The sequence below is a fragment of the Oerskovia sp. 140933 genome (genome assembly GCF_059651515.1).
The window spans coordinates 20247-46362 of the sequence record NZ_JAMXIO010000031.1 but is presented as its reverse complement, the minus strand read 5'-3'; the positions used below and the strand labels follow the sequence as shown (position 1 = coordinate 46362).

Annotated in this window: 27 protein-coding genes and 3 tRNA genes; 13 read left to right on the top strand and 17 right to left on the bottom strand. The window is 73.9% G+C overall.

Translation table 11 applies throughout. From position 1 onward, the window contains the following. On the top strand, positions 1-987 hold a 987-nt coding region (locus NHG27_RS15245), incomplete at its 5' end, for a ferredoxin--NADP reductase domain-containing protein (RefSeq protein WP_497016860.1). A 204-nt stretch (positions 988-1191) separates the two neighbouring features. Beyond that, complete coding sequence (gene htpX, locus NHG27_RS15240) at positions 1192-2067, top strand: zinc metalloprotease HtpX (protein WP_497016859.1); 876 nt, start codon at positions 1192-1194, stop codon at positions 2065-2067. A 54-nt stretch (positions 2068-2121) separates the two neighbouring features. On the opposite strand, the gene NHG27_RS15235 is transcribed toward htpX, so the two are convergent. The 5 genes from NHG27_RS15235 to rarD form a co-directional block, all read right to left on the bottom strand. After that, positions 2122-3174: an alpha/beta hydrolase family protein gene (locus NHG27_RS15235; RefSeq protein WP_497016858.1), complete on the bottom strand. Its 1053-nt coding sequence runs from the start codon at positions 3172-3174 to the stop codon at positions 2122-2124. Beyond that, positions 3171-4010, bottom strand: coding sequence for an HAD family hydrolase (locus NHG27_RS15230; RefSeq protein WP_497016857.1), 840 nt, complete (start codon positions 4008-4010; stop codon positions 3171-3173). Before NHG27_RS15230 ends, NHG27_RS15235 begins: the two co-directional genes overlap by 4 nt. Continuing rightward, positions 4007-4354 (bottom strand): hypothetical protein, encoded by a 348-nt coding sequence (locus NHG27_RS15225; RefSeq protein WP_497016856.1) that lies wholly within the window; start codon positions 4352-4354, stop codon positions 4007-4009. Before NHG27_RS15225 ends, NHG27_RS15230 begins: the two co-directional genes overlap by 4 nt. A gap of 135 nt (positions 4355-4489) precedes the next feature. Further along, a complete protein-coding gene (locus tag NHG27_RS15220; RefSeq protein WP_193718647.1) occupies positions 4490-4984 on the bottom strand; it encodes a YajQ family cyclic di-GMP-binding protein in 495 nt (164 codons plus the stop codon). Positions 4985-5126: 142 nt separating this feature from the next. Further along, a complete protein-coding gene (gene rarD / locus NHG27_RS15215; protein WP_497016855.1) occupies positions 5127-6116 on the bottom strand; it encodes an EamA family transporter RarD in 990 nt (329 codons plus the stop codon). Between the two features lie 162 nt (positions 6117-6278). On the opposite strand from rarD, the gene NHG27_RS15210 reads away from it, so the two are divergent. The 6 genes from NHG27_RS15210 to NHG27_RS15185 all read left to right on the top strand — a co-directional run bounded on the left by NHG27_RS15210 (position 6279) and on the right by NHG27_RS15185 (position 8162). Next, positions 6279-6360 (top strand) — tRNA-Tyr (locus tag NHG27_RS15210). Between the two features lie 381 nt (positions 6361-6741). Beyond that, positions 6742-6814, top strand: a tRNA-Thr gene (locus tag NHG27_RS15205). Positions 6815-6877: 63 nt separating this feature from the next. Next, positions 6878-6954 (top strand) — tRNA-Met (locus tag NHG27_RS15200). A gap of 88 nt (positions 6955-7042) precedes the next feature. After that, on the top strand, positions 7043-7213 hold the full coding sequence (gene rpmG / locus NHG27_RS15195; protein ID WP_030151977.1) for a 50S ribosomal protein L33: 171 nt from the start codon (positions 7043-7045) through the stop codon (positions 7211-7213). Between the two features lie 32 nt (positions 7214-7245). After that, on the top strand, positions 7246-7713 hold the full coding sequence (locus NHG27_RS15190; RefSeq protein WP_497016854.1) for an FAS1-like dehydratase domain-containing protein: 468 nt from the start codon (positions 7246-7248) through the stop codon (positions 7711-7713). Continuing rightward, positions 7710-8162, top strand: a complete 453-nt coding sequence (locus tag NHG27_RS15185) for a MaoC family dehydratase (RefSeq protein WP_497016853.1) — start codon at positions 7710-7712, stop codon at positions 8160-8162. Before NHG27_RS15190 ends, NHG27_RS15185 begins: the two co-directional genes overlap by 4 nt. Before the next feature lie 84 nt (positions 8163-8246). Here NHG27_RS15185 and NHG27_RS15180 read toward each other — a convergent pair whose 3' ends face one another. Further along, the gene (locus NHG27_RS15180; RefSeq protein ID WP_497016852.1) at positions 8247-9347 is read right to left on the bottom strand and encodes a LacI family DNA-binding transcriptional regulator; all 1101 of its coding nucleotides are present in this window, start codon (positions 9345-9347) and stop codon (positions 8247-8249) included. Between the two features lie 98 nt (positions 9348-9445). Here NHG27_RS15180 and NHG27_RS15175 point away from each other — a divergent pair, with 98 nt between their 5' ends. The 3 genes from NHG27_RS15175 to NHG27_RS15165 are packed head-to-tail and all read left to right on the top strand — an operon-like array spanning position 9446 to position 13545. Further along, positions 9446-10999, top strand: coding sequence for an MFS transporter (locus NHG27_RS15175; RefSeq protein ID WP_497016851.1), 1554 nt, complete (start codon positions 9446-9448; stop codon positions 10997-10999). Beyond that, on the top strand, positions 10996-12300 hold the full coding sequence (locus tag NHG27_RS15170) for an MFS transporter (protein WP_497016850.1): 1305 nt from the start codon (positions 10996-10998) through the stop codon (positions 12298-12300). The genes NHG27_RS15175 and NHG27_RS15170 overlap by 4 nt, the downstream gene beginning before the upstream one ends. Before the next feature lie 30 nt (positions 12301-12330). After that, entirely contained in the window at positions 12331-13545 is a 1215-nt protein-coding gene (locus tag NHG27_RS15165; protein ID WP_497016849.1) for a UDP-N-acetylmuramate dehydrogenase, read from the top strand. 61 nt (positions 13546-13606) lie between these two features. On the opposite strand, the gene NHG27_RS15160 is transcribed toward NHG27_RS15165, so the two are convergent. The 3 genes from NHG27_RS15160 to NHG27_RS15150 form a co-directional block, all read right to left on the bottom strand. Beyond that, entirely contained in the window at positions 13607-14521 is a 915-nt protein-coding gene (locus NHG27_RS15160) for a L,D-transpeptidase family protein (protein ID WP_497016848.1), read from the bottom strand. A 159-nt stretch (positions 14522-14680) separates the two neighbouring features. After that, positions 14681-15085 carry a GntR family transcriptional regulator gene (locus NHG27_RS15155; RefSeq protein WP_497016847.1) on the bottom strand — a complete coding sequence of 135 codons (405 nt, stop codon included), beginning with the start codon at positions 15083-15085 and terminating at the stop codon, positions 14681-14683. 1 nt (position 15086) lies between these two features. Beyond that, positions 15087-16106, bottom strand: a complete 1020-nt coding sequence (locus tag NHG27_RS15150; protein WP_497016846.1) for a hypothetical protein — start codon at positions 16104-16106, stop codon at positions 15087-15089. A 135-nt stretch (positions 16107-16241) separates the two neighbouring features. On the opposite strand from NHG27_RS15150, the gene NHG27_RS15145 reads away from it, so the two are divergent. Next, positions 16242-17594, top strand: a complete 1353-nt coding sequence (locus NHG27_RS15145; RefSeq protein ID WP_497016845.1) for a phosphotransferase family protein — start codon at positions 16242-16244, stop codon at positions 17592-17594. Positions 17595-17605: 11 nt separating this feature from the next. Further along, positions 17606-17908 carry a hypothetical protein gene (locus NHG27_RS15140; protein ID WP_497016844.1) on the top strand — a complete coding sequence of 101 codons (303 nt, stop codon included), beginning with the start codon at positions 17606-17608 and terminating at the stop codon, positions 17906-17908. A gap of 204 nt (positions 17909-18112) precedes the next feature. Here NHG27_RS15140 and NHG27_RS15135 read toward each other — a convergent pair whose 3' ends face one another. The 8 genes from NHG27_RS15135 to NHG27_RS15100 all read right to left on the bottom strand — a co-directional run bounded on the left by NHG27_RS15135 (position 18113) and on the right by NHG27_RS15100 (position 25964). Then, positions 18113-18781 carry a response regulator transcription factor gene (locus NHG27_RS15135; protein ID WP_193718658.1) on the bottom strand — a complete coding sequence of 223 codons (669 nt, stop codon included), beginning with the start codon at positions 18779-18781 and terminating at the stop codon, positions 18113-18115. Next, on the bottom strand, positions 18778-20382 hold the full coding sequence (locus NHG27_RS15130; RefSeq protein ID WP_497016843.1) for a sensor histidine kinase: 1605 nt from the start codon (positions 20380-20382) through the stop codon (positions 18778-18780). Before NHG27_RS15130 ends, NHG27_RS15135 begins: the two co-directional genes overlap by 4 nt. Continuing rightward, entirely contained in the window at positions 20382-20810 is a 429-nt protein-coding gene (locus NHG27_RS15125; protein WP_497016842.1) for a hypothetical protein, read from the bottom strand. Before NHG27_RS15125 ends, NHG27_RS15130 begins: the two co-directional genes overlap by 1 nt. Before the next feature lie 77 nt (positions 20811-20887). Continuing rightward, entirely contained in the window at positions 20888-21916 is a 1029-nt protein-coding gene (locus NHG27_RS15120; protein WP_497016841.1) for an adenosine deaminase, read from the bottom strand. Between the two features lie 74 nt (positions 21917-21990). Further along, a complete protein-coding gene (locus NHG27_RS15115) occupies positions 21991-22620 on the bottom strand; it encodes a response regulator (protein ID WP_193718803.1) in 630 nt (209 codons plus the stop codon). 104 nt (positions 22621-22724) lie between these two features. Next, complete coding sequence (locus NHG27_RS15110) at positions 22725-24122, bottom strand: sensor histidine kinase (protein WP_497016840.1); 1398 nt, start codon at positions 24120-24122, stop codon at positions 22725-22727. Beyond that, positions 24109-24960 (bottom strand): ABC transporter permease, encoded by an 852-nt coding sequence (locus NHG27_RS15105; RefSeq protein ID WP_193718663.1) that lies wholly within the window; start codon positions 24958-24960, stop codon positions 24109-24111. Before NHG27_RS15105 ends, NHG27_RS15110 begins: the two co-directional genes overlap by 14 nt. Beyond that, positions 24957-25964: an ABC transporter ATP-binding protein gene (locus NHG27_RS15100; protein ID WP_497016839.1), complete on the bottom strand. Its 1008-nt coding sequence runs from the start codon at positions 25962-25964 to the stop codon at positions 24957-24959. Before NHG27_RS15100 ends, NHG27_RS15105 begins: the two co-directional genes overlap by 4 nt. Positions 25965-26116 lie beyond the last annotated feature (152 nt).

Sequence of the window (26116 nt, the reverse complement as noted above, 5' to 3'; positions counted from 1 at the left end):
GATGTGCCGCGGACGTGGCCGTTGGAGGCTCGGCAGGTTGCGGTGCTGGGGGCGGGGAACGTGGCGTTGGACGTGGCGCGGGTGCTGGCCAAGCATGCTGACGACCTTCTCCCGACCGAGATCCCGGACAACGTCTATCAGGGCCTGAAGAACTCTCCGGTCACGGATGTGCATGTGTTCGCGCGTCGTGGTCCGGCGCAGGCGAAGTTCTCGCCGTTGGAGTTGCGTGAGCTGGGGCATGTGCCGGACGTGGACGTGATCGTGTATCCGGAGGACTTCGAGTTCGACGAGGGGTCGATGGCCGCGATCAACTCGTCGAACCAGACGAAGCAGGTCGTCAAGACGTTGACGGACTGGACGTTGAAGGATCCGTCGCAGTTCACGGCTTCGCGGCGGTTGCACCTGCATTTCTTGCATGCGCCGGTCGCGGTGCTGGGTGAGGGCAGGGTCGAGGGGTTGCGTACCGAGCGGACGCGGTTGAACGGGGACGGGACGGTCAGTGGGACGGGGGAGTTCCACGAGTGGCCGGTGCAGGCGGTGTATCGGGCGGTGGGGTACTTCGGGTCGCCGTTGCCGGAGATCCCGTTCGATGATCTCAAGGGTGTGATTCCCAACCGTGAGGGTCGGGTGATCGACATCGATGGTGAGCAGATCCCGGGGGTGTATGCCACGGGGTGGATCAAGCGGGGGCCGGTCGGGTTGATCGGGCACACCAAGTCCGACGCGTCCGAGACCGTGCGCCACCTCGTCGAAGACGTCGCCGACTCGCGCACGGCCGCCCACCCCGAGCCCGAGGCGATCCTGGAGTTCTTGGCCGAGCGGGGGGTGGACGTGGTGCAGTGGGCGGACTGGGAGGTCCTGGACGCTCACGAGCGTTCGTTGGGCGAGCCGCACGGGCGTGAGCGCGTGAAGGTCGTGCCGCGTGAGGAGATGCTCTGCATCGCTCGCCGTCAGACGCAGGCCGCTGCGGGGGACGACGCGCTCTGAGCGCCTGACCCGTGCACGGCACGACGGCGCCCCCACCCACCCGGGTGGGGGCGCCGTCGTCGTCCCGGGACACCGCGCACGGGCGCCCAGCAGACCTCAGGCCCGACGCCCCGCGAGGGGCCGACGGGAACGCTCCGGGTGCACCGAGCGTTCTCCCGGTGGATGCTCGCACCACGGCATCCTGTGCTCGACGGAAGGACTGAGGTGGGTCACCAGCATTTCAACGGTCTGAAGACCGCAGGGCTCTTCGGCGTCATGTGGGCCGTGATCCTGGGCCTCTGGGCCGTGTTCGGGCGGTCGGCCAGCACGTTGTGGATCTTCGTCGCGGTCGGCCTCGTGACCACGGCGTACGGGTACTGGAACTCCGACAAGATCGCGATCCGGGCCATGCACGCGCGGCCCGTGAGCGAGCTCGAGCAGCCCGCGATGTACAGGATCGTGCGCGAGCTCTCGACCGCCGCACGTCAGCCTATGCCCAAGCTGTACGTCTCACCCACGCAGGCGCCCAACGCGTTCGCGACCGGCCGCAACCCCAAGAACGCGGCCGTCTGCTGCACCGAGGGCATCCTGACGCTGCTCGACGAGCGCGAGCTGCGCGGGGTCCTGGGGCACGAGCTCATGCACGTGTACAACCGCGACATCCTCACCTCGTCGGTCGCGAGCGCCATGGCCGGCGTCATCACGTCGCTCGCGCAGTTCCTGCTGATCTTCGGCGGCAACCGCGACCGGGGCGGCAACCCGCTCGCGGCGATCGCGATGGCGCTGCTCGCGCCCGTCGCCGCGATGGTGATCCAGCTCGCGATCTCCCGGACGCGCGAGTACGACGCCGACGAGGACGGCGCGAAGCTCACGGGCGACCCGCTCGCGCTCGCCTCGGCGCTGCGCAAGCTCGAGCAGGGGACCGCGCGGGCCCCGCTGCCGCAGAACAGGGACCTGGTCGACGTCTCGCACCTCATGATCGCCAACCCGTTCCGCGGGGCGGGCGTCGCGAAGATGTTCGCGACGCACCCGCCCATGGCCGACCGCATCCAGCGCCTCGAGCGCATGGCGGGCCAGCAGGGCGGCATCACGCGGTACTGACGACCGGGAGCCCCGCGGTCGATGCCGAGGTTCCCCCGCCTCGACCCCTCGCGCCTACGTCGCCGGGGCGCTCGGCGAGATCCCGCGGTCGGCCAGCCAGCCGCGCACCGTGGCCCACGAGGCCGAGCGAGGGTTCTGGGGCGACAGGTGGTCGTCGCCGGGGACGACGGCGAGGGTCGCGTCGTCACCGGCTGCCTGCGCCGCCGCGGCGTAGTCCGTGGCCACCGACGGGAGGACCACGGCGTCCAGGTCGCCGGTCAGCACGAGCGTCGGGACCCCGAGCGGGAGCCGGGCCGTGGGGGAGGCGAGGTCGTACCGGTCGTCGGAGACCTCGCTCGTCGTCCCTCCCATGAGGGCCTCGACCGCCCCTCGGTTCCCGCTCGCCGCCCCGGCCGCCACCAGGTCGTTGACCCCGGCCTGGGTGACCACGAGGTCCGGTCGGACGACCGGGCTCGCGCCCGGGGCGCCGTCGGGCAGGGTGTGCCGGGCGGCGAGCCACAGGGCCAGGGTCCCGCCGGCGGAGTGCCCGACGACGGCCACGCGCCCGGGCGTCAGGCCCACGCTCCCGAGTGCCTCGGGGAGCAGGTCGAGGCCCGCGGCGACGTCCTCGAACGTCCCGGGCCAGCCTCCGTCGTCGGCGGGGTCGGGCGCTCCCACGCCGCGGTAGTCGAGGTTCCACACCACGATGCCGTCGTCGGTCAGGTCACGGGCGACCGCGGTCTCGGAGAACCGGTCGTACGAGGCGTCCCAGCCGCCACCGTGGACCACGACGACGACGTCGACGGACCGGTCGCCGCCCGTCTCCGCCGTGTCACCGGACGGTGTACGTCGTTCGGCGACCGCACCGGCGAGCGCGGCGGGCAGGATCAGGTCGGCCACCTGCGCGGGCCGCGGTCCGTAGGCGAACGTGGTGGTCGTCGCGTCGTCGGGCTGGCTCGGGCGAGGGGACGTCGCGGGCCGCGCCGACGAACCTGACCCCGGGTCGGGCGCCGCCGTGCCCGCGCACCCGGCGGCGGACAGGGCGAGGGAGAGGCCGAGCGTGAACCCCGCCGCGAGACGACGGCGGGAGCCCGTGCCCTGCCCGACCCTCCGGTGCGGGCCCGTCACCGCGCGCCTCCTCCCGCCGGGGGCGTGGTCGGGCGCGGACGCGCCCCGTGGAGCAGCCGCTCCAGGGCGAGCGCGACGCCGTCGTCGTCGTTCGACGCCGTCACACGGGTCGCGGCCGTGAGCACCTCGGGGTGCGCGTTGGCTACGGCGTACGAGGTTCCTGCCCAGGCGAGCATGGGCAGGTCGTTCGGCATGTCGCCGAACGCCCACACCTCCTCCGCGCCGATGCCGTGCGTCGCGCACCAGGCGGCCAGCGCACCCGCCTTCGTCACGTCCGGAGGCAGCAGCTCCGCGAGCCCCTCGGCCCCCGAGAACGCGAGCAGCGCCCGGTCGCCCACGGCGTCGAGCACCCGCTCGAAGAACGCGTCCTGGCCCAGGTCCTCGGTGCGCGCGAGCAGCTTGGCGACAGGAGCGTCGAGCGCGCGCTCGACCGGCCCGCGCCAGGAGTCCGGCATGTCCTCGTCGTGACGGAACTCCGGGTCGAACACCGGGCCCTCGACCTGCTCGACGGCGAGCGCGACCCCCGGGACGGCCGCCCGCAGGTCGCGGACCACGTCACGCAGGGCGAGCGGCGCGAAGCCCCTCGACTCCACGACCTGGCGCGTGCCGACGTCGTAGACGCACGCACCCCCCAGGCAGATGATGACGCCGTGCCCCCCGACCAGGCGCCCGACCTCCCCGAGCCAGCGCGGCGGGCGGGCCGTGACGAACACGACGTGCGTCCCGCCCTCGTCCAGGGCCGTGAGGACGCCGCGCGTCCGGTCGGAGACCGTGCCGTCGGAGCGCAGGAGCGTCCCGTCGAGGTCGGTCGCGACCACGCGAGGCAAGGCGGTCATGCGTGGGCTCCCTGCTGCTCGGCGCTCACGGGACGGGTGTGTCGCACGGGCCCGCGACGGCCCCGCGACACCACCCACGGTCCACCGTCGGTCGCACGGAGCGCAGCGACCACGCGCCCCGACGACCCTCCCACGACGAGAACGGGTTCCCCGGACCACGCTCGCCACGGCGCCCCGCGGAGCGCCTCCGGGGAACGGGTGCGGGACGCCTCCCGGTCGGCGAACCGGGCCACGGCCGTGCCGAGCACGGGGCGCCGCACCGTCTCCTCGGTGCCGCCGAGCGACCACGGCCCGCGCCCCGCCCGCGCGAGGGCGTCGGACGACGAGAGCCGGTGAGAGTCCACGCCGTGAGTGTAGGTCGGGCGCGCCGACGACACGCCCACCCGTGACCGCGCCCGTGCAGGACCTGTCCGGGAACGCCGACGGGCGCGCCGCCGTCGGGCAGGAGCCCGACCGACGACGCGCCCGTCAGGAGCAGGTCAGCGGTAGTTCGTGAACTGCACCGCGAAGTCCAGGTCCGCTCCCTTGAGCAGCGCCTGGACCGCCTGGAGGTCGTCGCGCGACTTGCTCGTCGCGCGGACCTCGTCGCCCGTGATCTGGGTCTTGACGCCCTTGGGGCCTTCCTCACGGATGATCTTGGTGACCTTCTTGGCGTTCTCGCCCGCGAGGCCCTCCTTGAGCACGCCCTCGAGGCGGTACTCCTTGCCCGACAGCTTGGGCTCGTTGTCCCCCGTGTCGAACGCCTTGAGCGAGATGCCGCGCTTGATGAGCTTGGTCTGGAACACGTCGAGGATCGCGAGCACGCGCTCCTCGGAGTTCGCGACCATCACGATCTTCTCGCCGCTCCAGGCGATCGACGCGCCGATGTTCTTGAAGTCGTAGCGGGTCGCGATCTCCTTGACGGCCTGGTTGAGGGCGTTGTCGACCTCCTGGCGGTCGACCTTGCTGACGATGTCCATCGATGAATCGGCCACGGTGCTCTCCTGACGCGGTAGGTGGGGGTGGTCTGGGGTCCACGGTAGTGCGCGGGCGCCCGGGGCGTCGCCTCGGGTCGTGGTCGGGTGCGCCGCGCGGACGGGCGCTGCCGCACGCGGCCCGCCCGCCACGGGTCCGCCGTCAGCGGGCCGCGAGCCGGGACACGCGCATCGACCGCAGGGCGTCGACGCTGAGCACGATCAGCGCGAGCCACACGAGCGAGAAGCCGGCCCACCGGGCGGGCGGCATGGTCTCGTGGAACACGAGCAGGCCGACGAGGAACTGCAGCACGGGCGCGAGGTACTGGAGCATGCCCACGAGGCTCAGCGGCAGGCGGCGGGCAGCGGAGCCGAACAGCAGCAGGGGCAGGGCCGTGACGACGCCGCTCGACGCGAGCAGGAGCGCGTGCCCGGCCCCCTCGGTGGCGAACGTGCCGACGCCCGTGACCCCCAGGTAGACCAGGTAGCCCAGCGCCACGGGGAACAGCAGGGTGGTCTCGACCGCGAGGCCGGGCAGGGCCTCGACGTCGCGGCCGACCCGGTTCTTGACGAGCCCGTACAGCCCGAACGAGGTCGCGAGGGTCAGTGCGATCCACGGTAGCCGACCGACGCCGAACGTGAGGACGACCACGGCCACGGTCCCGATCCCGAGCGCGACCCACTGCGCGGGGCGCAGGCGCTCCTTGAGGACGACCACCGCGAGCAGCACCGTGACGAGCGGGTTGATGAAGTAGCCCAGTGCGGCGTCGAGCACGTGCCCGGAGAGCACGCCGTACACGTAGACCGTCCAGTTCGTGGCGACGAGCACCGAGGCGATCGCGAGCAGACCGACCGTCCGGCGCGAGCGGAACGCCGCGCGGTAGGCGGGGAGCTGGCGCATCACGACGAGCAGGAGCAGGCAGAAGAGCAGGCTCCAGACCACGCGGTGCCCGATGATCTCGAGCGGACCGGCGGGCTTGAGCAGGGGGAAGAAGAGGGGCATGGCGCCCCACAGGACGTAGGCGCTCGCGCCGAGGGTCAGGCCCAGGCGGTCGACCGGGGCGGGGCCGCCGGGGGTGTCCGGGGCGGTGGGGCTCGGGGCGCCGGTGGCCGCGGAGAGGTCGTTCGCGGAGGGTCGAGGGGAGTGGCTCACGGTTCACTGTAGGCGTCCGAGGGCGGTCAGGGAGGGATCGATTTTCCACCGGAGCCCGATCGGTTGTACTGTTGCCACGCTCCCGCAGTTCGGAAGCGTCCTGCGGTTGCGCCTCGGTGCAGCCCGGGTGCGGACGTCCGACGAGAGTGCACAACAGAACATGGCAGGTTGCCCGAGCGGCCAAAGGGATCTGACTGTAAATCAGACGGCATAGCCTTCGTGGGTTCGAATCCCTCACCTGCCACGCACCTCGACGAGGCGCCACCCCCCGGGGTGGCGCCTCGTTCGCGTGGTGCGACCGAGGCGAGCCGGTGCCCGGTGCACGCGCCCTCGTGGCGCTGCTCGCCCCGACCCGACGCCGGAGCTCGCCGCGGTCCGCTCGAGGACCCCACGGGGCTCGTCCGGGGCTCGGGAGCCGACAGGGGACGAGCCGGCAGGGCGACCCGGGTGTGACATGCACCCGCTTCGCGACATGTCGGGCGCTCCCGGCGTCCTGCGCGGGGGTCGACGCGCTCGCGGGGCTCGGCGCGGCGAGGGGGCAGAATCGGCCTGATCACTGGGGTTTCGGGTGGTCGCGGGAGCCGATTTCGCACGAGGCCGGAACCCGTGTAATCTTTTCACCGCTGCCCCGATAGCTCAGTCGGCAGAGCGTCTCCATGGTAAGGAGAAGGTCAAGGGTTCGATTCCCTTTCGGGGCTCTGTGAAGTGACGTGGGGTCGTCTCGCTACAATGTTGGCGACACGACCCCGCGTTCATCACGCGGCGGGGTAGCTCAGCTGGTCAGAGCGCACGGCTCATAATCGTGAGGTCGCGGGTTCGAGCCCCGCCCCCGCTACCACTTCCTGACAACACACCGTACGGCGGCCGGCGCCGTGCGGCCTAGCAAGCACGTAGCGCCCTCCGGAGGCGCGAGAGGTGGCACTACCGTGGCAAGCAAGAGCTCAGACGTTCGCCCGAAGATCACGCTCGCATGCGTGGACTGCAAGGAGCGGAACTACATCACCAAGAAGAACCGCCGCAACGACCCCGACCGTCTCGAGCTGGCGAAGTTCTGCCCGCGTTGCGGCAAGCACACCGCTCACCGCGAGACCCGCTGATCCAGCGGCTCTGCTGAGCAGCTTCCGTACGCATGGCGATCAACGCTGACTACGCCGGTCGCGAGTACCCGGCAACCGCCCCGTACTCGGTCGGCCGCGAGAAGATCCGCGAGTTCGCCTCTGCTGTCGGTTCGTCCCACCCCGCGCACCACGATGTGGCCACTGCGCGGGGTTTGGGCTATCCGGACCTGATCGCACCGCCCACGTTCGCGGTGATCGTCGCGCAGCGTGCGGAGGCCCCGTTCGTCCAGGACCCCGCGGCCGGGATCGACTTCACGCGAGTCGTCCACGCCGACGAGCGGTTCGTGCACCACCGTCCGATCGTCGCCGGCGACGAGCTCGTGACGGTGCTGCACGTCGACTCGGTCACGCAGCGTGCGGGCATCTCGATGGTCACGACCCGCGCCGAGATCGGCGCCCTGGCGGCTGACGGTTCCGGAGCCGTCGAGCCCGTCGCGACCGTCACGTCGAGCCTCGTCGTCCGCGGGGAGGACGCATGACCGAGCACGCAGCGCCCACGGTGAGCACACCGCGCCCGGACCTCGCCGCGCTCGCGGTGGGCGACGTCGTCGGGACCCGTGAGGTCCTCGTGGACCGGGCCCGCCTGGTCCGCTACGCCGGCGCGAGCGGCGACTTCAACCCGATCCACTGGAACGACGCCTTCGCGCAGAGCGTGGACCTGCCGGGCGTGATCGCGCACGGCATGTTCACCATGGGTGCGGCCGTCGCGCTGGTGGAGGACTGGGCCGGGGACCCCGGCGCGGTCGTGGACTATCAGACGCGCTTCACGCGCCCCGTGCCCGTGCCGAACCCGGGCGAGGCCGTGATCTCGGTGTCGGGGGCGATCGGCGCGATCGACCTCGAGGCCCGGACGGTCCGCGTCGACCTCACGGTCACGTTCGAGGGCGCGAAGGTCCTCATGAAGGCACAGGCGGTCGTCCGCCTCTAGGGCCTTCCACGGTGCGTCGAAGGGCGCCTCTCCCGCCGGAGAGGCGCCCTTCGTGCGTCCGTGACCTCCCGCGGGAGGTCCCGGTCAGGCGCCGGGCGCGGGGCCGGTCGTGGTGCCGATCACGAGCTCCACGTCGAGCATGACGGTCTCCGGCTCCTTGCCCGCGAGGAGGCCGACGACGGCGTCCCCGAGCTGGGACCCCTTCTCGGCGAGGGGCTGGTGGACGCTCGTGAGCGTGTCGGGGCTGAGCCAGGGCAGGTCGAGCCCGTCGAACCCGGCGACCGACAGGTCCTCGGGCACGCGCAGCCCGAGCTCCTTGGCGCCCAGGACCGCTCCCGCGGCGAGCAGGTCGGAGTGGGCGATGATCGCCGTCGGGCGCTCGTCCGCCGGGACCCAGGTCCCGAGGATCTGGACCGCGGCGGCGTGCCCGTGCTCGACGAGCGAGGCCTCGGTCTCCCAGGAGATGAGGGGCTCGACGACGTCGCGCACCCCGGCGAGCCGGTTGAGCGTGGGGGTGCGGTCGGCCTGGGCGAGGCGCTCGGCGTCGATGATGCCGCTGCGGCGCGAGTTGTCGAGGGGGAGCGAGATCTCGGCGATGCGCGTGTGGCCGAGACCGACGAGGTGGCGGACGGCGTCCGCCGTGCCGCGTCGGTCCTCGATGCCGACGAGGGGCGTGCCGGGGACGGGGTGCCCCTCGCCGATCACCACGGGGACGCCGCGGCGCTGCAGGGCGGCGAGGGTCGCGTCGTCGGTCCCGACGCCCCAGACGAGCACCGCGACGTCCATCGCGGCGCTCTCGATGAGCGGGTCGACCGCGCGGGACGGGACGTCCGAGGGGATGCCGGGGATGAGGAGCACGCCGAGCCCGCTGGTCCCGAGCGTGGAGACCAGCCCGTCGAGCACCTGGACGGCCACGGGGTCGCGGAACGCGCGCTTGAGCTGGTCGCCGATCACGACGCCGACGATCCCGGACTTCCCGGAGCGCAGCTGGCGCCCGAGGGGGTTGGGCCCGGTGTAGCCGAGCTCGTCGGCCGCGGCCATGACGCGGTCGCGCGTCTCGGGGGTGATGGGCCCGGCGCCCGAGAAGGCGAGGGACGCGGTGGACACCGAGACCCCGGCGAGCGCAGCCACGCGGGCGAGGGTCGGGCGGCCTGGCGGCCTGGGTGCCTGCTCGGTCTCGGTCATCGTTGCCCCTCTGCCGGTCTGGTCGACGTTCTCGGTCCCGGCGTGGCGCGCGGAACGGTTGTTGACGGCGCGGCCAGACTACCCGCAGAATTGTGCCCATGTCTCGAATCGTTTCGAAGGCCACCCCCGACGCAGGAATCGAATCGATTCGACCCGTGCTCGACCCCGGCCTCTCCCGCGCCCGCTGGTCCCTCCTCGGGATCTTCCTCCTCAACGGCATCGCCATGTCGAGCTGGCTCGCCCGCATCCCGTCGATCCGCGACGCGCTCGGCATGACCCCCAAGGACCTGGGCTTCGTGCTCCTCGCGGGCGCGGTCGGGGCTCTGCTGACCGTGACGCTCGCGGGTCCCGTCGTCAACCGGTTCGGTGGCAAGGTCACGATGCTCGCCTCGACCGCGTTCTTCGCCGCGGCCTTCGTGCTCCTCGGGGTGGGCCCGGCGACGGGCTCGGTCGCCCTGCTGGCCGCGGGCATCTTCCTCAACGGAGTGGCCTTCTCGCTCGCCAACGTCCCCATGAACGTCGAGAGCGCGAGCGTCGAGCGTCGCACCGGGCGCACGATCCTGCCGCAGTTCCACGCGGCGTTCAGCGTCGGTGCCGTGGTCGGCTCGCTCGTCGGCGCCGCCTGCGCGGCGGGCGACGTCCCGGTCCTGGTCCAGTTCGCGGGCACCGCGGTCGTCGCGACGGTCTGGCGACTCGTGAGCATCCCGATGTTCATCCACGCCACACCCCCGCGCCCTCGCGTCGAAGGTCACCTGGGCGAGGCGACCGTCGAGGGGGTCGAGGCCGCGGCGGTCCTGCACCCGCGTTCGCGCCGTGTGCGCCTCGGGGCAGCGCTGAGCGCCTGGCGCGAGCCGCGGACGCTGCTGATCGGCCTGGTCATCATGGCGGCCGCGCTGTCCGAGGGCTCGGCCAACGACTGGCTCTCGCTCGCGGTGGTCGACGGGTTCGAGCAGACCGAGGCCGTCGGGGCCGTGGTCTTCGGTGCGTTCGTCGGAGCCATGACGGTCATGCGCCTGCTGGGCACGCGCCTCATCGACCGCTACGGCCGCGTCGCGGTGCTGCGGGTCTCGGGGGTCGCGTCGATCGGCGGTCTCCTGCTGTTCGGGTTCGCGCCCAACCTCCCGCTCGCAGGGGTCGGCGTGCTCGCCTGGGGCATGGGAGCGGCTCTCGCGGTGCCCATCGGCATCGCGGCCGCGTCGGACGAGCCGCTGCAGGCGGCGAGCCGCGTCTCGGTCGTCTCGGCGTTCTCGTCGATGGCCTCGCTCGCCGCGCCGCCGCTGCTCGGGATCGCGGCCGAGGCCATGGGGGCGCGGCACGCGCTCGTGCTCATCGTGGTCGCGATGGTCGTGAGCGTGCTGCTGTCCACGAAGGTCGCGCCGCTCGCCGCGGCGCCCGTCGCGCGCCCCCTGCCCGACGGCGGAGCCCCCGCGGGTGCGGCGGGCCGCGTCGTGCGGACGGTCGGGGAGGGCGACGGGGCCCCGGGTGTCCAGCACGAAGAGGCTGACCGCCTGGTAAGCAATCAGCCGGTACCGTCGTCCGTGCGCACCCGTCGCCGCCGGTCTGCCCGTCGGCGCACCGCGGACACCGCACCGCCGGTCCTGCCGGCACCCACCAGCTCCACCTCCCACCGACGCGAGGAGACCTCCGCATGACCACCCCGCCCCCGCCCCCTCGCGGCCCGAGCGCCGTGAGCGCCTCCCGAGCCCTCCAGGTCGCGACCTGGTCCGTGTTCGCGGTGTTCTTCCTCAACGGGTTCAACTTCGCGAGCTGGGCCTCACGCCTGCCCGCGGTGCGTGACGCGCTCGGGCTCAGCGAGGGCAGCATGGGGTTCCTCCTCCTCTTCGCCGCGGTCGGGTCCCTCCTCGCGCTCCCGCTCTCCGGCATGGTCGTGCAGCGCATCGGAGCCGCGCGCGCGGTGCTGCTCTTCGCCGCCGTCAACGTGACCGGCCTCGTGGTCGCCGTCACGGGGGTCGCCCAGGGCTCGGTCGACGTCGCGCGCGTCGGCCTGTTCCTGTTCGGGATCGGCACCGGCGTCTGGGACGCGGCGATGAACATCGAGGGGGCGGCGGTCGAGCAGAGGCTCGGCAAGGCGATCATGCCGCGCTTCCACGCGGGCTTCTCGTTCGGGACCATGGCCGGTGCAGGCGTCGGGGCCCTCGCCGCGCTCGCGGCCGTCCCCGTCCAGTGGCACCTCGCGGTCGCGCTCGCGCTCAGCCTCCTGGGCGTGGTGTGGTGCGTGCGGTCCTTCCTCCCCGCGGGCGCCGTCGACGACCGGACCGGTGCGACGCCGTCGGGCGGTGCCGAGGACCCCGCGGGGGAGGACCCCGCGACCGCCGTGCACGGGAACAAGGGCGCGCGCGGCGCGCTCGCCGCGTGGAAGGAGCCCAGGACGCTGCTGATCGGCCTCGTGGTCCTCGCCGCGGCGCTGACCGAGGGCGCGGCCAACGACTGGGTCGGGCTCGCGGTCGTCGACGGGTTCGGGACGTCCGACGCGATGGGGGCCGTGGGACTGGGGATCTTCCTCACCGCGATGACCGGGATGCGCCTGCTGGGGACGGGCCTGCTCGACCGGTTCGGGCGCGTCGCCGTGCTGCGGATCTCGGCCGGGCTCGCGTTCGTGGGTCTGCTCGTCTTCACGCTCGTGCCCAACCTGTGGGTCGCGCTCGTCGGCGTCGTCCTGTGGGGCATGGGCGCAGCGCTCGGCTTCCCCGTCGGGATGAGCGCGGCCTCGGACGACCCCGCGCACGCCGCGGTCCGGGTCAGCGTCGTGTCGACCATCGGGTACTCGGCGTTCTTCGTCGGGCCCCCGCTCATCGGGTTCCTCGCCGAGCACATCGGCGGGTACCGTCCCGCGCTGCTCGTCATCGCGGTGCCGCTCGTGATCGGGCTGCTCGTCGTCAACGCGGCCCGGCCGCTGCCGACCGCGGCCGGTGCAGGCGGCCCCACCCGCTGAGCAGACCGGCCCGCGAACTAGGCTGGACCCATGACCGCCACCCCTTCACGCCGCGTGTCCGCCGTCGACGTCACCGAGGGCGCCGCGCCCGGACCGGACGGGCCGCTCGAGCAGCCCACCCTCGCCGAGCTCACGACGCTGCGTGTCGGCGGTCCGGCGGACGCCTACGTCGAGGCCACGACCGAGGCCGAGCTCGTCGACGCCGTCCGTGCGGCCGACGACGCGGGCGAGCCCCTCCTCGTGCTCGGCGGCGGGTCCAACCTGCTCGTGAGCGACGAGGGCTTCGGCGGCGTCGTGGTGCGCGACGTACGCGCCGAGATCCGGATCGACGCCGAGGACACGTGCGGCGGCGGCAGCATGACCGTGACCGCGGGGCAGGACTGGGACCGGCTCGTCGAGCAGACCGTGGCCCAGGAGTGGGTCGGCGTCGAGGCGCTGTCGGGCATCCCCGGCACCGTCGGCGCGGCCCCCGTCCAGAACATCGGCGCCTACGGCCAGGAGGTCGCCGGAGCCGTCGCCTCGGTGCGCGTGTGGGACCGCGAGCAGGCCCGCATCCGCACCCTGGCCCTGATCGACCTCCAGTTCGGCTACCGCACCTCGCTCCTCAAGCGGAGCATGCACGCGTCGCCCGACGGCGGCGACATCTGGTACCCGTCGCCGCGCTACGTCGTGCTCGAGGTCAGCTTCCAGATGCGGCTCGGGACCCTGTCCGCGCCCGTCGCCTACCCCGAGCTCGCCCGCCGACTCGGCGTGCAGGTCGGGGACCGGGCACCGAGCACCGACGTCCGGGCCGCGGTCCTCGAGCTGCGGGGCGGCAAGGGCATGCTGCTCGACGACCCCGCCGCCCCCGACCACGACCGCTGGAGCGCCGGATCCTTCTTCACGAACCCGGTCGTCGCCGCGGACCAGGCCGACCTGCTGCCGCCCGACGCACCGCGCTTCCCGGTCCGCTCCCCGCTCCCGTCGCGCACCACGGGCCCCAGCCTGGGCGAGATCGACCCGACGCTGGTCAAGACGTCGGCCGCCTGGCTCATCGAGCACGCGGGCTTCACCAAGGGCTTCGGGGTGCACGGGCCGTCGAGCGCCGCGACGCTCTCGACCAAGCACACGCTCGCGCTCACCAACCGAGGTGGCGCGAGCGCGGCGGAGATCGTCGAGCTCGCCCGCACGGTGCGCGACGGCGTGCTCGACGCCTACGGGATCGAGCTCGTGCCCGAGCCCGTGCTGGTGGGCGTCGCGCTCTGAGGGCGCCCGCGCGCGGGGGCGGCGGCCCGGCAGGCCTCCACCGTGCGGGCGGCAGGACGCGTCAGTACACGAGCACGGTCGTCCCCGCGGGGGCACCCCACGCGTCCCAGATCCAGTTCATCGCGGCGTTCGTCACGCGCACGCACCCGTGCGACGCGGGGCTCGGCGGCACCGAGCCGGAACCGTGCAGGGCGATCCCGCCCGTGAAGAACTTGGGGCGCCACATGCTGCCGAGCTCGAGCGACGACTCGTAGTTCGCATCGACCTGTCGGCCCACCTGGAACGAGCCGCGCGGCGTCCGGGCGACGTACGTCCTGCCCTTGGCCTCGTACCGTTCGCCGTTGCCCGACGAGGCGTTGAAGATCTTGGCGACCTGCCCGTCGTCGACGGCCACGACCAGCTGTCGGTCGACGTCGATCTCGATCACGTGCCCCGACGTGCTCCGGGCGGCAGGCCGGACCCCCTGGTCCAGGGCGGCCTGGGTCAGAGGGCCGACGCGGCCGTCGCGGCTGAGGCCCGCGGCCTTCTGGAGCGCCCAGACGGCCTGCTGCGTGCCCGGGCCGAACACGCCGTCGGGGGACGCGCCCCAGTACCCGAGGTCGACGAGCCGCTGCTGGAGCGCGACGACGCGGTCGCCCGTGCTCCCGCGGGCCAGCTCGACGGTCGCCGGGTCCGGGGTGGGGGCGGGCGGCTCGACGGGCAGAGGCTCGGCCGGAGGCACGGGCGTCGGGGCAGGGGGGTCCGGGGTCGGAGCGGGGGGTTCGGGGGTCGGGGAAGGGGTCGGTGTCTGTGCTGGTGTGGGTGTGGGCGACGCGGAAGGGCTCGGCGTCGCGCGCGGGGAGCTCTCCGCCGACGCCGAGCTCCCCGGACCGCTGCCGGCCTGGGGGTCGGGTGCGTCGCAGCCCGCTACGAGGACGAACGAGAGCAGGGCAGCCGTCGCGGCAGCCAGGACCCGTCGGTTCGGTCGATCGGTCATGCACGCGCCCCTCGCCGTCGGGTTCCTCGGTGGAACCCCGTCGTCCCACCGTCCCACGCCGGGCCGGTGCACCACACACCGGGTGGCGACAGGTTGCGCAATCGTTGTGAAGCGAGCGGGGGCCCGGGTCCCGGGCGGACGCCGACGGGCCCGCTGCGGTCAGCCGTCGTGCCGGCGCAGGAGCTCTCCGCGGACGAGGTCGAGGATCGCCTCGTCGTCGAGGCCCGTCTCGCGCACGGACGCGACGAACGCGCTCGCCGCCTGCCGGGCGACGACGTCGGCCGGGGCCACGCCGTCGGACACGACGGTGCCCGCACGCCGGTTCGTCGTGGTGACCCCCGCCGCCTCGAGCTCGCGGTAGGCGCGCGCGACGGTGCCGGCCGCGAGGCCGAGGTCGGCCGCGAGCGCGCGGATCGTCGGGAGCCGGTCGCCGACCAGGAGGCGCTCGGACGCGACGTGCGCCACGACCTGGGAGCGGATCTGCTCGTAGGGAGGGACGCCCGACGAGAGGTCGATCTCGAGGTGCAGGCCCCCGCCCACGGGGGGCCGCTCGGTCCCGGCCACCTCAGGCCCTCCGAGGAGCGGTGACCGGCTGCACCGCGGGGGCGACGTCCGGCCCGACGAGCGGCAGCGGGCGCCCGGGCACGACCGCGAGGGCGAGCGCGACCAGACCCGCCGCGGACCCCAGCGCGACGAGCGCCCACCCGGTCACGGGCTCCTCGACGGTCAGGAACGAGCGCCCGATCCAGACGAGGACGAGGCAGAGCGTCAGCCCGGCGAGGAGCTGCGGCAGACGCAGGACGCGGCGCGCGGTCAGGCGGCGCAGCGCCATGTCCCAGGCGGGGTCGACCGCGTCGATCACGGGCCGGTTCGTGACGCGGCGCAGGACGAGCTCGGCCGCGAGCACCAGGACCAGAGCGCCACCGGCGAGGGGGACGGCCGCCTCCCACGACGGGTAGGGCGTCGCGGTGACCAGCTCGACGAGGTTCTCCCGCCCGGGCCGGGAGGAGACGGTGCTGCGCTCGAGCGTCCCCGTGCGCGTCGCCGTGAGGCCCCCGAACAGGGCGGCGACGACGAGGAGCGCTGACCAGGCCCAGGTGGCCCTGCGCAGGGACCTCGGTGCGATGAGGTCCGCGCTGCGGGCCGCGAGCCCTGCTCGGCGGACCGTCCCGTCGGCGGCGCGCCAGGTGGCCTCGCCGACGAGGAGGACGGCGAGGTAGGCGAGGGCGATCCCGGCCGGGGCGACGGCCAGCGGCACGGGGTTCCACGTGGTCATCCAGTAGTCGGCGTCGGGGGCGTGGTCCGCGAACCGGGGCGCGAGACGAGCGCCGGAGGCGATCGCTCCGACGGACAGGAGCACCGGGGCGATCACGAGCGCGACGACCCAGGCGGCGACGTGCGTCGTCGTGGCGCGCGCTCGGGCCACGACCGTCGCCGCGGCGACCGGCGTCGCGGACCCTGCGGCCCGACGCCGGGTCGCGCCCCTCGTGAGCGCGAGGGTCACGGCGGCGGTCGCGCCGATCACGACGAGCAGCGGGGCGAGCAGGAAGACGACCGACCAGGCGAGGTCGTAGAGAGGGGGCATGAACAGCTCCGTGCGGAGACTTTGTATCGCCATGTCGATACAATGGCAGGGGTGGGGCGGGCTGTCAACGACTCCGTGAGAGGACTCTCACGCAGTCCTCATGTGCACGTCACGCCCGGACGGTTCCCTCTGGCCATGGACACCGCCACGCAGCTCCTCACCGGACCACGGGCGGGCGACCTCCTGGAGGCGGCGCTCGCGGTGGACCACGTCGCCCTCGGGTCGTGGCGCGTGCACCAGGTGCACGCCCGCCCCGGCGCCGAGGTCAGCGTCGGGTACGAGGTCACGGTCCGCAGCGGTCCCGGCGGCGCCCGGACGCCGGCCGGTCGGCCCGAGTACCTCGTGGCCACCACTGCGGACCTCCCGGCGGACGTCGTCGAACGACGCGGGATCCTGCGGCTCGGCGACGGTGAGCAGACCGTGCACGTCTGGCGCCACCCCGTCGACCCCCTGCTGCCCGGGCTGGCCACGGCCTGCGACGCCGCGGCCCTCACCGACCGGTGGCGCTCGCTCGACCCGCACGCCCCGCTCGTCCTGGGGCTCGACCTCGTGACCTACCGGCCCCTGCGACGTGCCGTGCTGCGCGCGCGGACCACCGACGGGGACGTCTACCTCAAGGTCGTCCGGCCCGACCGCGTCACCGACCTCCGCATCCGCCACGACCTCTTCCGCGTCGCAGAGGCGGCTCCCATGGGCTACGCGCTCACGGCGCCGCCGGCTGCGCCCCGCGTGCTCGCCTCCCTCGGCGAGGGCATCCTCGTGCTCGCGGCCCGGCCGGAGGAGACGCTGGCCTCCGCGATCGCCTCGACGCCCCGGCACGAGCAGCCCCTGACGATCGACCCGCGCGAGCTGCTCAGGGCGTTGTGCGCGCTCCCGCAGGACGCCGTCCTGCTCGACCACCGGGCCGCCTGGGCCGACCGCTCGGAGCACTACGCGCGCGCCGCCGTCGGGCGCCTGCCGGGCCGCGCGGACCGGATCGTGGCCCTCGAGCGCTCGGTCCGCAGGATCGTGGCCGTCCGCGACCCGGGGCCCGTCGTCGCGACGCACGGCGACTTCTACGAGGCCAACGTCCTCCTGGTGGGCGGGGCGGGCTGCCGACGGGTGGCCGCGGTCCTCGACGTCGACACCCTGGGGCCAGGTCACCGCATCGACGACCTGGCCTGCATGACCGGGCACCTCGCGGTGCTCGAGACCCTCGCCCCCCAGGTCTACCCGGGCGTCGCCGGCCTGGTCGACCGCTGCCTCGCGGTCTTCGGCGAGGCCACCGACCCGGTGGGCCTGCGCGCGCGCAGCGCCGCCGTCGTGCTCTCCCTGCTGCCCGGGGCCCCGCGCGACGCCCTCGCAGAGGCCTGGCTCTCCGTCGCCGAGGAGCTCCTCGCCGGGGCCGAGACCCGTCTGAGGGTCCTCTCACGCCAGGCTCCTGCTGCTCTCATCCGGCCCGACGAGGCTCGGACCGACGGGGCGGCGAACGTGCCGCCCACCGTCTGAGGACGCAGGACATGGACGCACGGAGGATCTGGATCGCCACGGGCACGCTCGGCGTGCTCGGGGCCGGTCTCGGCGCGACGGTGGCCGCAGCGCACGTCCGCGCGGGCGCCGACGACCCGACCGTCGTGACCGTCGACGAGCGCTCGGCGGCGTCGACCGCGCCGGGGGCGGGCGTCGTGCCGAGCCCGTCGGACGTCGACCCGAGCAGCTCCACGACGACGGTCTCCACGAACACCGCCCGGACCGCGGCAAGCCCGGTGAGCCCGCTGAGCCCGGTCTCGGCGCAGACGTCCCCGTCGGCAGCCACCCCCTAGGGGGCGGCTGCCCCGACGGGGCGACTCGGCGGTCGGCGCGTCACCGGCCGCACGGAGAGGGCGGAGGCACACGGGCCTCCGCCCTCTCGTCGAGCCGTCGGCCCCTGTCGCACGGGCCGTGCCGGACCACGCCCGAGGTCGCCGACACTCGGGGACCGCACCCGTCGTACGTCGTACGACGTGGGGTCGGCCCTGCCGACCGGCTCAGGCCGCGGGGTCCGCCAGCCGGTACCCCATCCCGCGGACCGTCACCACCCGCTCGGGACCGAGCTTGTTGCGCAGGTAGCGCACGTACACGTCCACGACGTTCGACCCCGGGTCGAAGTCGTACCCCCAGACCCGCGAGAGCAGCTGCTCCCTGCTCAGCACCTGGCCCGGGTTGCGCAGGAACGTCTCGGCGAGCGCGAACTCCCGGGCCGAGAGATCGACCTCCCGGTCCTGCGTGCGGGCCCGGCGGGTGCGCAGGTCGAGGCTCAGGGAGCCGTGCGTGAGGACCGTGACCTCCCCGGCGGGCTCCGTCCGCAGGCGCAGCCGGATCCGGGCCAGGAGCTCCTCGAACCGGAACGGCTTGATCATGTAGTCGTCGGCGCCACCCTCGAGGCCGGCGACCGTGTCCGTCACGGACGAGCGGGCCGTGAGGATGATGACCGGGATGGTGCTGCGGGCCGAGCGCAGGCGCCGCAGGACCGTGAACCCGTCCTGGTCGGGCAGCCCCAGGTCGAGGACCATCAGGTCGTAGTCGCCGGTCTGGGCCAGGTCGTAGCCCTCCCTCCCGGTGGTCACGGCCACGCTCGCATAGCCTGCGGCGCGCAGCCCCTTGGTCACGAACGACGAGATGCGGGTCTCGTCCTCGACGACGAGGATCTGGCTCACGACGATGTCCTTTCACCCAGGCGCGCCCGAGAGTCGACCGGTATCTCCATGGTGAGCGGGGTCTCCGCCCCGACGCCCGGGGAGGACCTGGGCACGAGCGGGATGCCGCTCGCTCCCGACAGGTCGTCGGGTTCGTGGACGGGAGGGTTCGGGCCGGGCTCGAGAGGGAGGTCCAGGGTGAAGGTCGAACCGAAGCCGCGGGTCGAGGAGACCTCGACCCGGCCCTCGTGACCGCCCGCGATCGCGCTGACGATCGCGAGGCCGAGCCCCGCCCCGTCCCGGAAGGCGGGGTCCCGCTCGGCCTGGGCGAAGCGGACGAAGATGCGTTCGAGCTGGTCGGGGGAGACGCCGATACCCTCGTCGCGGACCCAGAGGCGGATCCGCCCGTCGCGGACCGCGGACCCCAGCGTGATCTTCGAGCCCGGGGCGGAGAACTTCACCGCGTTGGACGCGAGCTGCAACCAGGCCTGCGTCAGTCGTTGCTCGTCGACGTTCGCCGTGGCCCCGGTCCTGGCGTCCACGGTCCACCGACGGTCGCCCAGGAGGCGGGCCTTGTCGAGGATGTCGTCGGTGAGCCGGCCGAGGTCCGTCTCCTCGAGCCGGACGAACCCCGGGCTGCCGGCCGTCGCGAGCGTCATGAGGTCGTCGACGAGCCGGTGCATCCGGTCGAGCTCGTCCAGCGCGAGGTCACGCGTGCTCCCGGCGTCCTCGGGGTCCTCCGGGTCCATGAGCTCGAGGTGCCCCCGCACGATCGTGAGGGGGGTGCGCAGCTCATGGCCGACGTCGTCGAGGAGCTCGTGCTCGGCGTCGAACGCCGCCGCGAGCCGGTCCAGCATCTCGTTGAACGCGTGCGTGAGGTCCGAGACGTCGTCGTTGCCGGTGACGGGGAGCCGCTCGGACGTGTGGGTGTCGCTGATGCGCCGGGCGGTCTGGCCGAGGAGGCGGACCGGGCGCAGGAGCCGACCGGCGACCAGCCAGCCCACCGCCGCGATCAGGAGGAGCGCGACCACGGCGATGATCGCGTAGGTCCGGAACACCTGGTCGAACTCGGCGTGCTCCGCGCTGCGGTCGAAGGCCAGCACGAGCGCGGAGGGGACGTCGCCGTCGGTCACGGGGATGACGAGGACCCGGTAGCTCGTCTCGGGGGTCGTGATCTGACGGAGCACGACCACCCGCCCCGTCGTGTAGGGCTCGAGCTCCTTCATGAGGGCCTCGTCGTCCTCGAGGCGCAGCGGAACGGGCGTGGCCGCGATCCACTGGGTGCGGCCTCCACGGAAGCCGACCATGCCCTCGTGCGGTGCGGGCACGGTCTGCCGCATGGCGGTGTTGACGAGGTCGTCCGACGAGGTGAACCGCTCCCCGGTCGAGGGGTGCACTCCGTCGTGGGCGAGGGCCTCGAACTCCTCGAGCGAGCGCGTGAGGGACTGGTCCATCCGGTCGTCGACGTGCGCGCGCTGAGCGGTGTAGGCGACGCCGCCCGCGATGATCAGGCCGAGGGCGGCGAGGGCGAGGACGGCCCCGAGGATCCGGGCCCGGACGGTCTGGAGGCGGGAGGGGGCGCGACGGGGGGCGGCACCGGTCCCCTGGCCGTGGTGAGCCATCAGCCGTTCCCCGTGTCCGGCGTCCACATGCCGTCGTCGTACTCGTCGGACGGCCGGTACATGCCGTCGTCGTACTCGTCCCCGGGGTGGTACATGCCGTCGTCGTACGGCGGCTCGGGGGTCTTGTCCACCGTGTCGGTCCCGATCCGCGGCGGGGCGGGCTGCACGGGCACCAGGGGTGCGCTCGGCGTGTCCTGCTCGCCGTCGTCCGACGGCGCCTCGGGCTCCTCGTCGGTCTCCTGGTCGGACGGCAGCGTGGGCACCGGTGGCGTCGAGGTGGTCTCCTCGGGGGTCGGGGCGGGGGTCAGCACGACGAGCCCCCGCAGGTCACGGTCGGGCGGGCTCGCCGAGACCAGTGCCACGGCGCCGGCGCCCGCGCCGAGTGCGACCACCACGAGCGCGATCACCCACATCGTCGTCCGTCGCATGGCGCGAGTATCACGGGCGCGCATGAGAGGGGAATGAGAGCGTGTGTCACCCGTTCCGTGGTCGTGGTCGCCCGACGTCACGGGGCGGGATCCTGCGCGAGCCAGTCGTCGACACCCGCGAGCAGGCGGGCTTGCGTGCTCGCGCCCGCGCGGCTCGCGCGGATCGAGGACCGGGCGAGGTCGGCGAGCTCCTCGTCGGAGAACCCGTGCTCGGTCCGCGCCGACTCGTACTGCGCGACGAGGCGTGACCCGAACAGCAGCGGGTCGTCGGCGCCGAGCGCGACCTGGGCCCCCGCGTCGACGAGGGCCCCGAGCGGGACCTGGGCGCCGTCGTCGTACACCCCGAGCGACACGTTCGACGCCGGGCACACCTCGAGCGCGACCCCGCGCGCGACGACCTCCTCGAGGACCCGCGGGTCCTCGACCGAGCGCACCCCGTGCCCGATCCTGTCGGGGTCCAGGTCCGTCAGGACCTCGGTCACGTGGTCGGGGCCGAGGAGCTCGCCGCCGTGCGGGACGAGCGCGAGGCCCGCACGGCGCGCGATCGCGAAGGCCGGGGCGAACGCCGCGGTGTCCCCACGGCGCTCGTCGTTGCTCAGCCCGAAGCCCAGCACCTCGCCCGGGCCGTCGCCCACGTACTGCGCGGCGAGGCGCGCGAGCGTGCGGGCGTCGAGCGGGTGGCGCATGCGGGACGCGGCCACGATCACGCCGACCTCGGTGCCCGTCGCGGCGCTCGCCTCCCTGGCGGCGTCGAGCACGATCTCCACCGCGGGCGAGATGCCGCCCACGAACGGCGCGTACGACGTCGGGTCGACCTGGATCTCGAGGCGGCCCGAGCCCTCGGCCGCGTCGTCCTCGGCGGCCTCGTGCACGATGCGGCGCATGTCCGCCTCCGAGCGCACGCACGCCCGCGCGGCGTCGTACAGGCGCTGGAAGCGGAACCACCCGCGCTCGGTCGCGGGCAGCCGCAGCGGGTCGCCGTCGAGCAGGGCCGCCGGCAGCCGCACGCCGTACTGCGATGCGAGGTCGTGCAGCGTCTCCGGCCGCATGGAGCCGGTGAAGTGCAGGTGGAGGTGGGCCTTGGGGAGCTTCGCCAGATCACGCACAGGGGCAGTCTTGCACCCCGCCCGTCCCGCGCGGACCCGCGGCCCGCTCCCCGGTCTCCCGGGATGCGAGACCTTCACACCCCGGGCAGTATGCCCCGCTCGATCGCGACCGTCACGGCGCGCGTGCGGTCGTCGACACCCAGCTTGGCGAACGCCCGCAGCAGGTGCGTCTTGACCGTGGCCTCGGAGATGAACAGCTCGCGCCCGATCGCGGGGTTGCTGAGCCCGCGCGCGACGAGCGCGAGGACCTGGGCCTCGCGCGCGGTCAGGCGCTCGCCCGCGCCGCGGACGCTCGTCACGAGCCGGGTCGCGACCGTGGGGGCCAGGACCGTCTCGCCCCGGGCCGCGGCCCGGATGCCCGCGACGAGCACGTCGCGCGGGGTGTCCTTGAGCAGGTAGCCCGTCGCGCCCGCCTCGACCGCGCGCAGGATGTCGGTGTCGGTCTCGTACGTCGTGAGCACCACGACGCGTGGTCTCGTCGCGCCGGGGGCGGCGAGGATCTCGGTCGTCGCGCCCACGCCGTCGAGCACGGGCATGCGCAGGTCCATGAGCACGACGTCGGGGGCCAGGTCGCGCGCGAGAGCGACGCCCTCGCGGCCGTCGCCCGCCTCGCCCACCACGACGAGGTCCGGCTCGGCGGTGAGCATCCCGACCAGCCCCGAGCGCACGACCGGGTGGTCGTCGATCACGAGGACCCGCACCACGGGAGCCGACGACGGCGCTCCCGCCCCGGTCGCCGCCTCCCGTCCGCCGGTGGGAGGCGCCGTCCGGCGGTCGGGCACGGGTGCCGGGTGGTCGGCGGGCAGGGTCACGGGTGGCTCCGGGGGTCGACGGCAGGCAGGGAGGGGGAATCGGTGGGGAGGGGCGCGGGGACGGGCAGCTCGACGCGGACGGTCGTCCCGCCGGCGGGCGGGGACACGACGGTCACGACGCCGTCGCCCGCTGCCACGCGTTCCCGCATGCCGCGCAGGCCGAAGCCCTCGACGGCGCCCGGACCCAGCCCGCGACCGTCGTCGGCGACCTCGAGGACGACCGTGGCGCCGTCGGGCCGGGCGGACCCCGGGGGAGAGAGGCCTGCGCCCCCCGGGCCCAGCGACACGACGACGGCGCCCGCCTCCGCGTGCCGGCGCACGTTCGCCAGGGCTTCCTGCGCCGCACGCAGCAGCACCACGTCCTCCGCGCTGCCCAGCCCCGGCACGGCCGACAGCCGGAGCGTGACCGAGACCCCGGACTCGTCCTCGAAGCGGGCCGCGAGCCGCTCGAGCGCCTCGACGAGCGTCGCGCCCTGCAGGGGGAGGGGAGCGAACGCCGTCACGAGCGACCGTGCCTCCGCGAGGTTGTCGCGGGCCGTGGCCTCGACGAGCGCGAGCCGGTCCCGGGCCGCGGACGTGTCCGCACGGTCCAGGTCGGCGCTCGCGGCCTGCGCGAGCATGACGACGCTCGTGAAGCCCTGTGCCAGGGTGTCGTGGATCTCGCGGGCCATGCGCTCGCGCTCGGCCGCGACCCCGGCCGCGTGGTGCACCGTCCCGAGCTCGGCCTGGGCGGCGTTGAGGTCGTCGACGAGCTGGGCGTGCCGGACGGTCTGGAGCATCGTCTGGCCCACCCACGTCCCGAGCAGGATCGAGAACGCGAGCGCGACCCCCATCTGCGGGGCTGCCTCGGCCAGCGCCGCGCGCGAGAACCCGTACGGGGCCACGAGCGCGACCGTCGTGCCCACCGCGAGGAGAGTCGAGAGGGCGACGCTCACCCAGCGGTGCTCGGACAGCATCCAGATCTGGGTGAACGCGACGAACAGCAGGAACGTCCCGAGCTGGTTCTGGATCACGGCGACGTCGGTCGCGACGATCATGATCACCAGGTAGCTCACGGCCAGCCGCTGGTCGCGGTTCCGTGCGGCCCGGCGTCCCAGGAACGTGTACGCCAGCAGGATCACGCCGATCGCGCCGAGCGCCCGGGCGAGGCGGTCCGGCTCGACCCCGGCCAGGAGCAGCGCGACCGCGCTCAGGACCACGACGACGTAGAAGCCGACGTCCCACCACACGACGACCCGGTCCCACGACGACTCGAACCGGTCCACGGCCGGTCCAGCCGGACCGACCGCCGGGTCGCGACCGGCGACCGGGTGCACGGGCGAGGTGCCGGAGCGCACCCCGTCCTCCGCGCGCTCGCCCGCAGGACGGTCCACCGGGCTCTCAGCCGTCGTCACGCCGCCTCCACCTGAACGTCCGGACCCCCACCACGAGGCCCACGACGAGCCACGCCCCCAGTACAGCAGCCGTCGCGCCGTGCTGCCACGACCCGCCCACCTCGAGGACCACGGCCTCGGGCGGCAGGAACACCGAGCGCATGCCCTGCGCGAGCCACTTGAGCGGGAACAGGGACGCGACCTGCTGCATCCACGACGGGAGGGCGAAGAACGCGAAGAACACGCCCGAGATGAACTGCAGGACCAGGACGATCGGGGTCACGACCGCGGTCACGGACTTGCCCGACCGGGGGACCGAGGAGAACGCGACGCCCAGGACGGAGCCGGTGGCGGTGCCGAGCACGAACACCCAGGCGAACGTCGCCCAGGCCGACGCGGTCGAGGGCATCGGGACGTCGAACGCCGTGGCGGAGAGCACCAGCAGCGCCGCGGTCTGGACCGTCGTGACGATCAGGACCTGCCCGACCTTCCCCAGGAAGTAGGACGTCGCGGGCAAGGGCGTGGCGCGCAGGCGCTTGAGCGTCCCGTCGTCGCGCTCGACCGTGATCGAGATCGCGAGGTTCTGGAAGCTCGTGAGCATGACGCCCGTGGCGACCATGCCCGGGAGGAAGTACTGCGCGTAGGGCACCGAGCCCGCGGCGCTGCCCTGCTCCTCCTGGCCGAACACGGTCGAGAAGATCGCCATCATGATCAGCGGGTACGCCAGGATGAAGATCACGGCCTCGCGCTCGCGCAGGAAAGCGAGGAGCTCGATCCAGGTGCGCCGCAGCGCGAGGTTCGCGGTGCTGGGCAGGGAGCGGCCGGCGGGCTGGGCCCGGGTGGCGGTCTGGGCGCTCATCGGGAGGCCTCCTCGGTGACGGCCGCGTCGGCGGCGTGGTGCGACGGGTCGGTGGGAGCGGGCAGGTCCGGCAGGTCCGGTGCCCCCGCCCCGAGGGACGGGGTCGTCGGGGTGGCACCGATGAGCCCCAGGTACACGTCCTCGAGGCTCGGCTGGAGCACCCGCAGGCCGGGCACCTCGCCGTCGGGCCCGGCCAGGCGCGCCGCGAGCGAGGAGACCAGGGCGGTCGGGTGGTCGGTGCGCTCGGCGTGCGTGACGCCGTCGGACACCCACTGCACGACGGGGCGCAGCGCGTCGGGCCCGCCCAGGTCCGCGGGTGCGCCGAGCGCCACGATCCTGCCGTCCCGCACGACGGCGGCACGGTCGGCCAGGTGCGCGGCCTCGTCGAGGTAGTGGGTCGTCAGGAGGATCGTGGTGCCGCCCTCGCGCAGCGCGAGCACGAGGTCCCAGAAGCTGCGGCGGGCCTGCGGGTCGAACCCGGTCGTGGGTTCGTCGAGGAACAGCAGCTCGGGGTCGCCCACGATCCCGAGCGCCACGTCGAGGCGGCGGCGCTGGCCGCCCGAGAGCTGGCGGGAGCGGGTCGTGGCCTTCTCCAGGAGCCCGACGGCGGCGATCACCTCGTCGGGGTCGCGCGGGGCCGGGTAGAAGGTCGCGAAGTGGTGCACGAGCTCGCGCACCGTGAGCTCGGCCTGGTCGCGCGAGTCCTGCAGGACGACGCCGATCCTGCTGCGCCACGCACGGCCCGCGAGGGCGGGGTCCTCGCCGAGGACCTGGACCTGTCCGCCGTCGCGCCGGCGGAAGCCCTCGAGGATCTCGACCGTCGTGGTCTTGCCCGCGCCGTTGGGCCCGAGGACCGCGAAGATCTCGCCGCGCTCGACCGTGAGGTCCAGGCCGTCGACCGCCTGCTTCACGGTGTCGCCCTGCGTGTAGCGCTTCGTGAGGCCGCGGACCTCGATCGCCGGGGCGTCCGTTCCTGCTCGGGGAGGTGTCCTGTGTGGGCTCATGGCTCCAGCGTGGCCGTGGCGGGTGGTGCGGCGCGACGACCGGTCGGGGGGACCTGGCGTCCACCGACCGGTGGACGCCGGGACCGGTCTGTACGGACCTCCGCTACTGTGGAGTCGAGGGAATCTGGTCCGCGGGCCGCTCCGGTGCCACG

Excerpts from the sequence above, each read along its gene's own strand:
- NHG27_RS15230 (WP_497016857.1), bottom strand. The coding sequence starts at position 4,010 with ATGACCGCCTTGCCTCGCGTGGTCGCGACCGACCTCGACGGGACGCTC.
- NHG27_RS15105 (WP_193718663.1), bottom strand. The coding sequence starts at position 24,960 with ATGAGCGCCCAGACCGCCACCCGGGCCCAGCCCGCCGGCCGCTCCCTG.
- NHG27_RS15185 (WP_497016853.1), top strand. The coding sequence starts at position 7,710 with ATGACCGAGCACGCAGCGCCCACGGTGAGCACACCGCGCCCGGACCTC.
- NHG27_RS15160 (WP_497016848.1), bottom strand. The coding sequence starts at position 14,521 with ATGACCGATCGACCGAACCGACGGGTCCTGGCTGCCGCGACGGCTGCC.
- NHG27_RS15175 (WP_497016851.1), top strand. The coding sequence starts at position 9,446 with ATGTCTCGAATCGTTTCGAAGGCCACCCCCGACGCAGGAATCGAATCG.
- NHG27_RS15170 (WP_497016850.1), top strand. The coding sequence starts at position 10,996 with ATGACCACCCCGCCCCCGCCCCCTCGCGGCCCGAGCGCCGTGAGCGCC.
- NHG27_RS15100 (WP_497016839.1), bottom strand. The coding sequence starts at position 25,964 with ATGAGCCCACACAGGACACCTCCCCGAGCAGGAACGGACGCCCCGGCG.
- NHG27_RS15125 (WP_497016842.1), bottom strand. The coding sequence starts at position 20,810 with ATGCGACGGACGACGATGTGGGTGATCGCGCTCGTGGTGGTCGCACTC.
- NHG27_RS15180 (WP_497016852.1), bottom strand. The coding sequence starts at position 9,347 with ATGACCGAGACCGAGCAGGCACCCAGGCCGCCAGGCCGCCCGACCCTC.
- NHG27_RS15150 (WP_497016846.1), bottom strand. The coding sequence starts at position 16,106 with ATGCCCCCTCTCTACGACCTCGCCTGGTCGGTCGTCTTCCTGCTCGCC.
- NHG27_RS15130 (WP_497016843.1), bottom strand. The coding sequence starts at position 20,382 with ATGGCTCACCACGGCCAGGGGACCGGTGCCGCCCCCCGTCGCGCCCCC.
- NHG27_RS15140 (WP_497016844.1), top strand. The coding sequence starts at position 17,606 with ATGGACGCACGGAGGATCTGGATCGCCACGGGCACGCTCGGCGTGCTC.
- NHG27_RS15165 (WP_497016849.1), top strand. The coding sequence starts at position 12,331 with ATGACCGCCACCCCTTCACGCCGCGTGTCCGCCGTCGACGTCACCGAG.
- NHG27_RS15190 (WP_497016854.1), top strand. The coding sequence starts at position 7,246 with ATGGCGATCAACGCTGACTACGCCGGTCGCGAGTACCCGGCAACCGCC.
- NHG27_RS15145 (WP_497016845.1), top strand. The coding sequence starts at position 16,242 with ATGGACACCGCCACGCAGCTCCTCACCGGACCACGGGCGGGCGACCTC.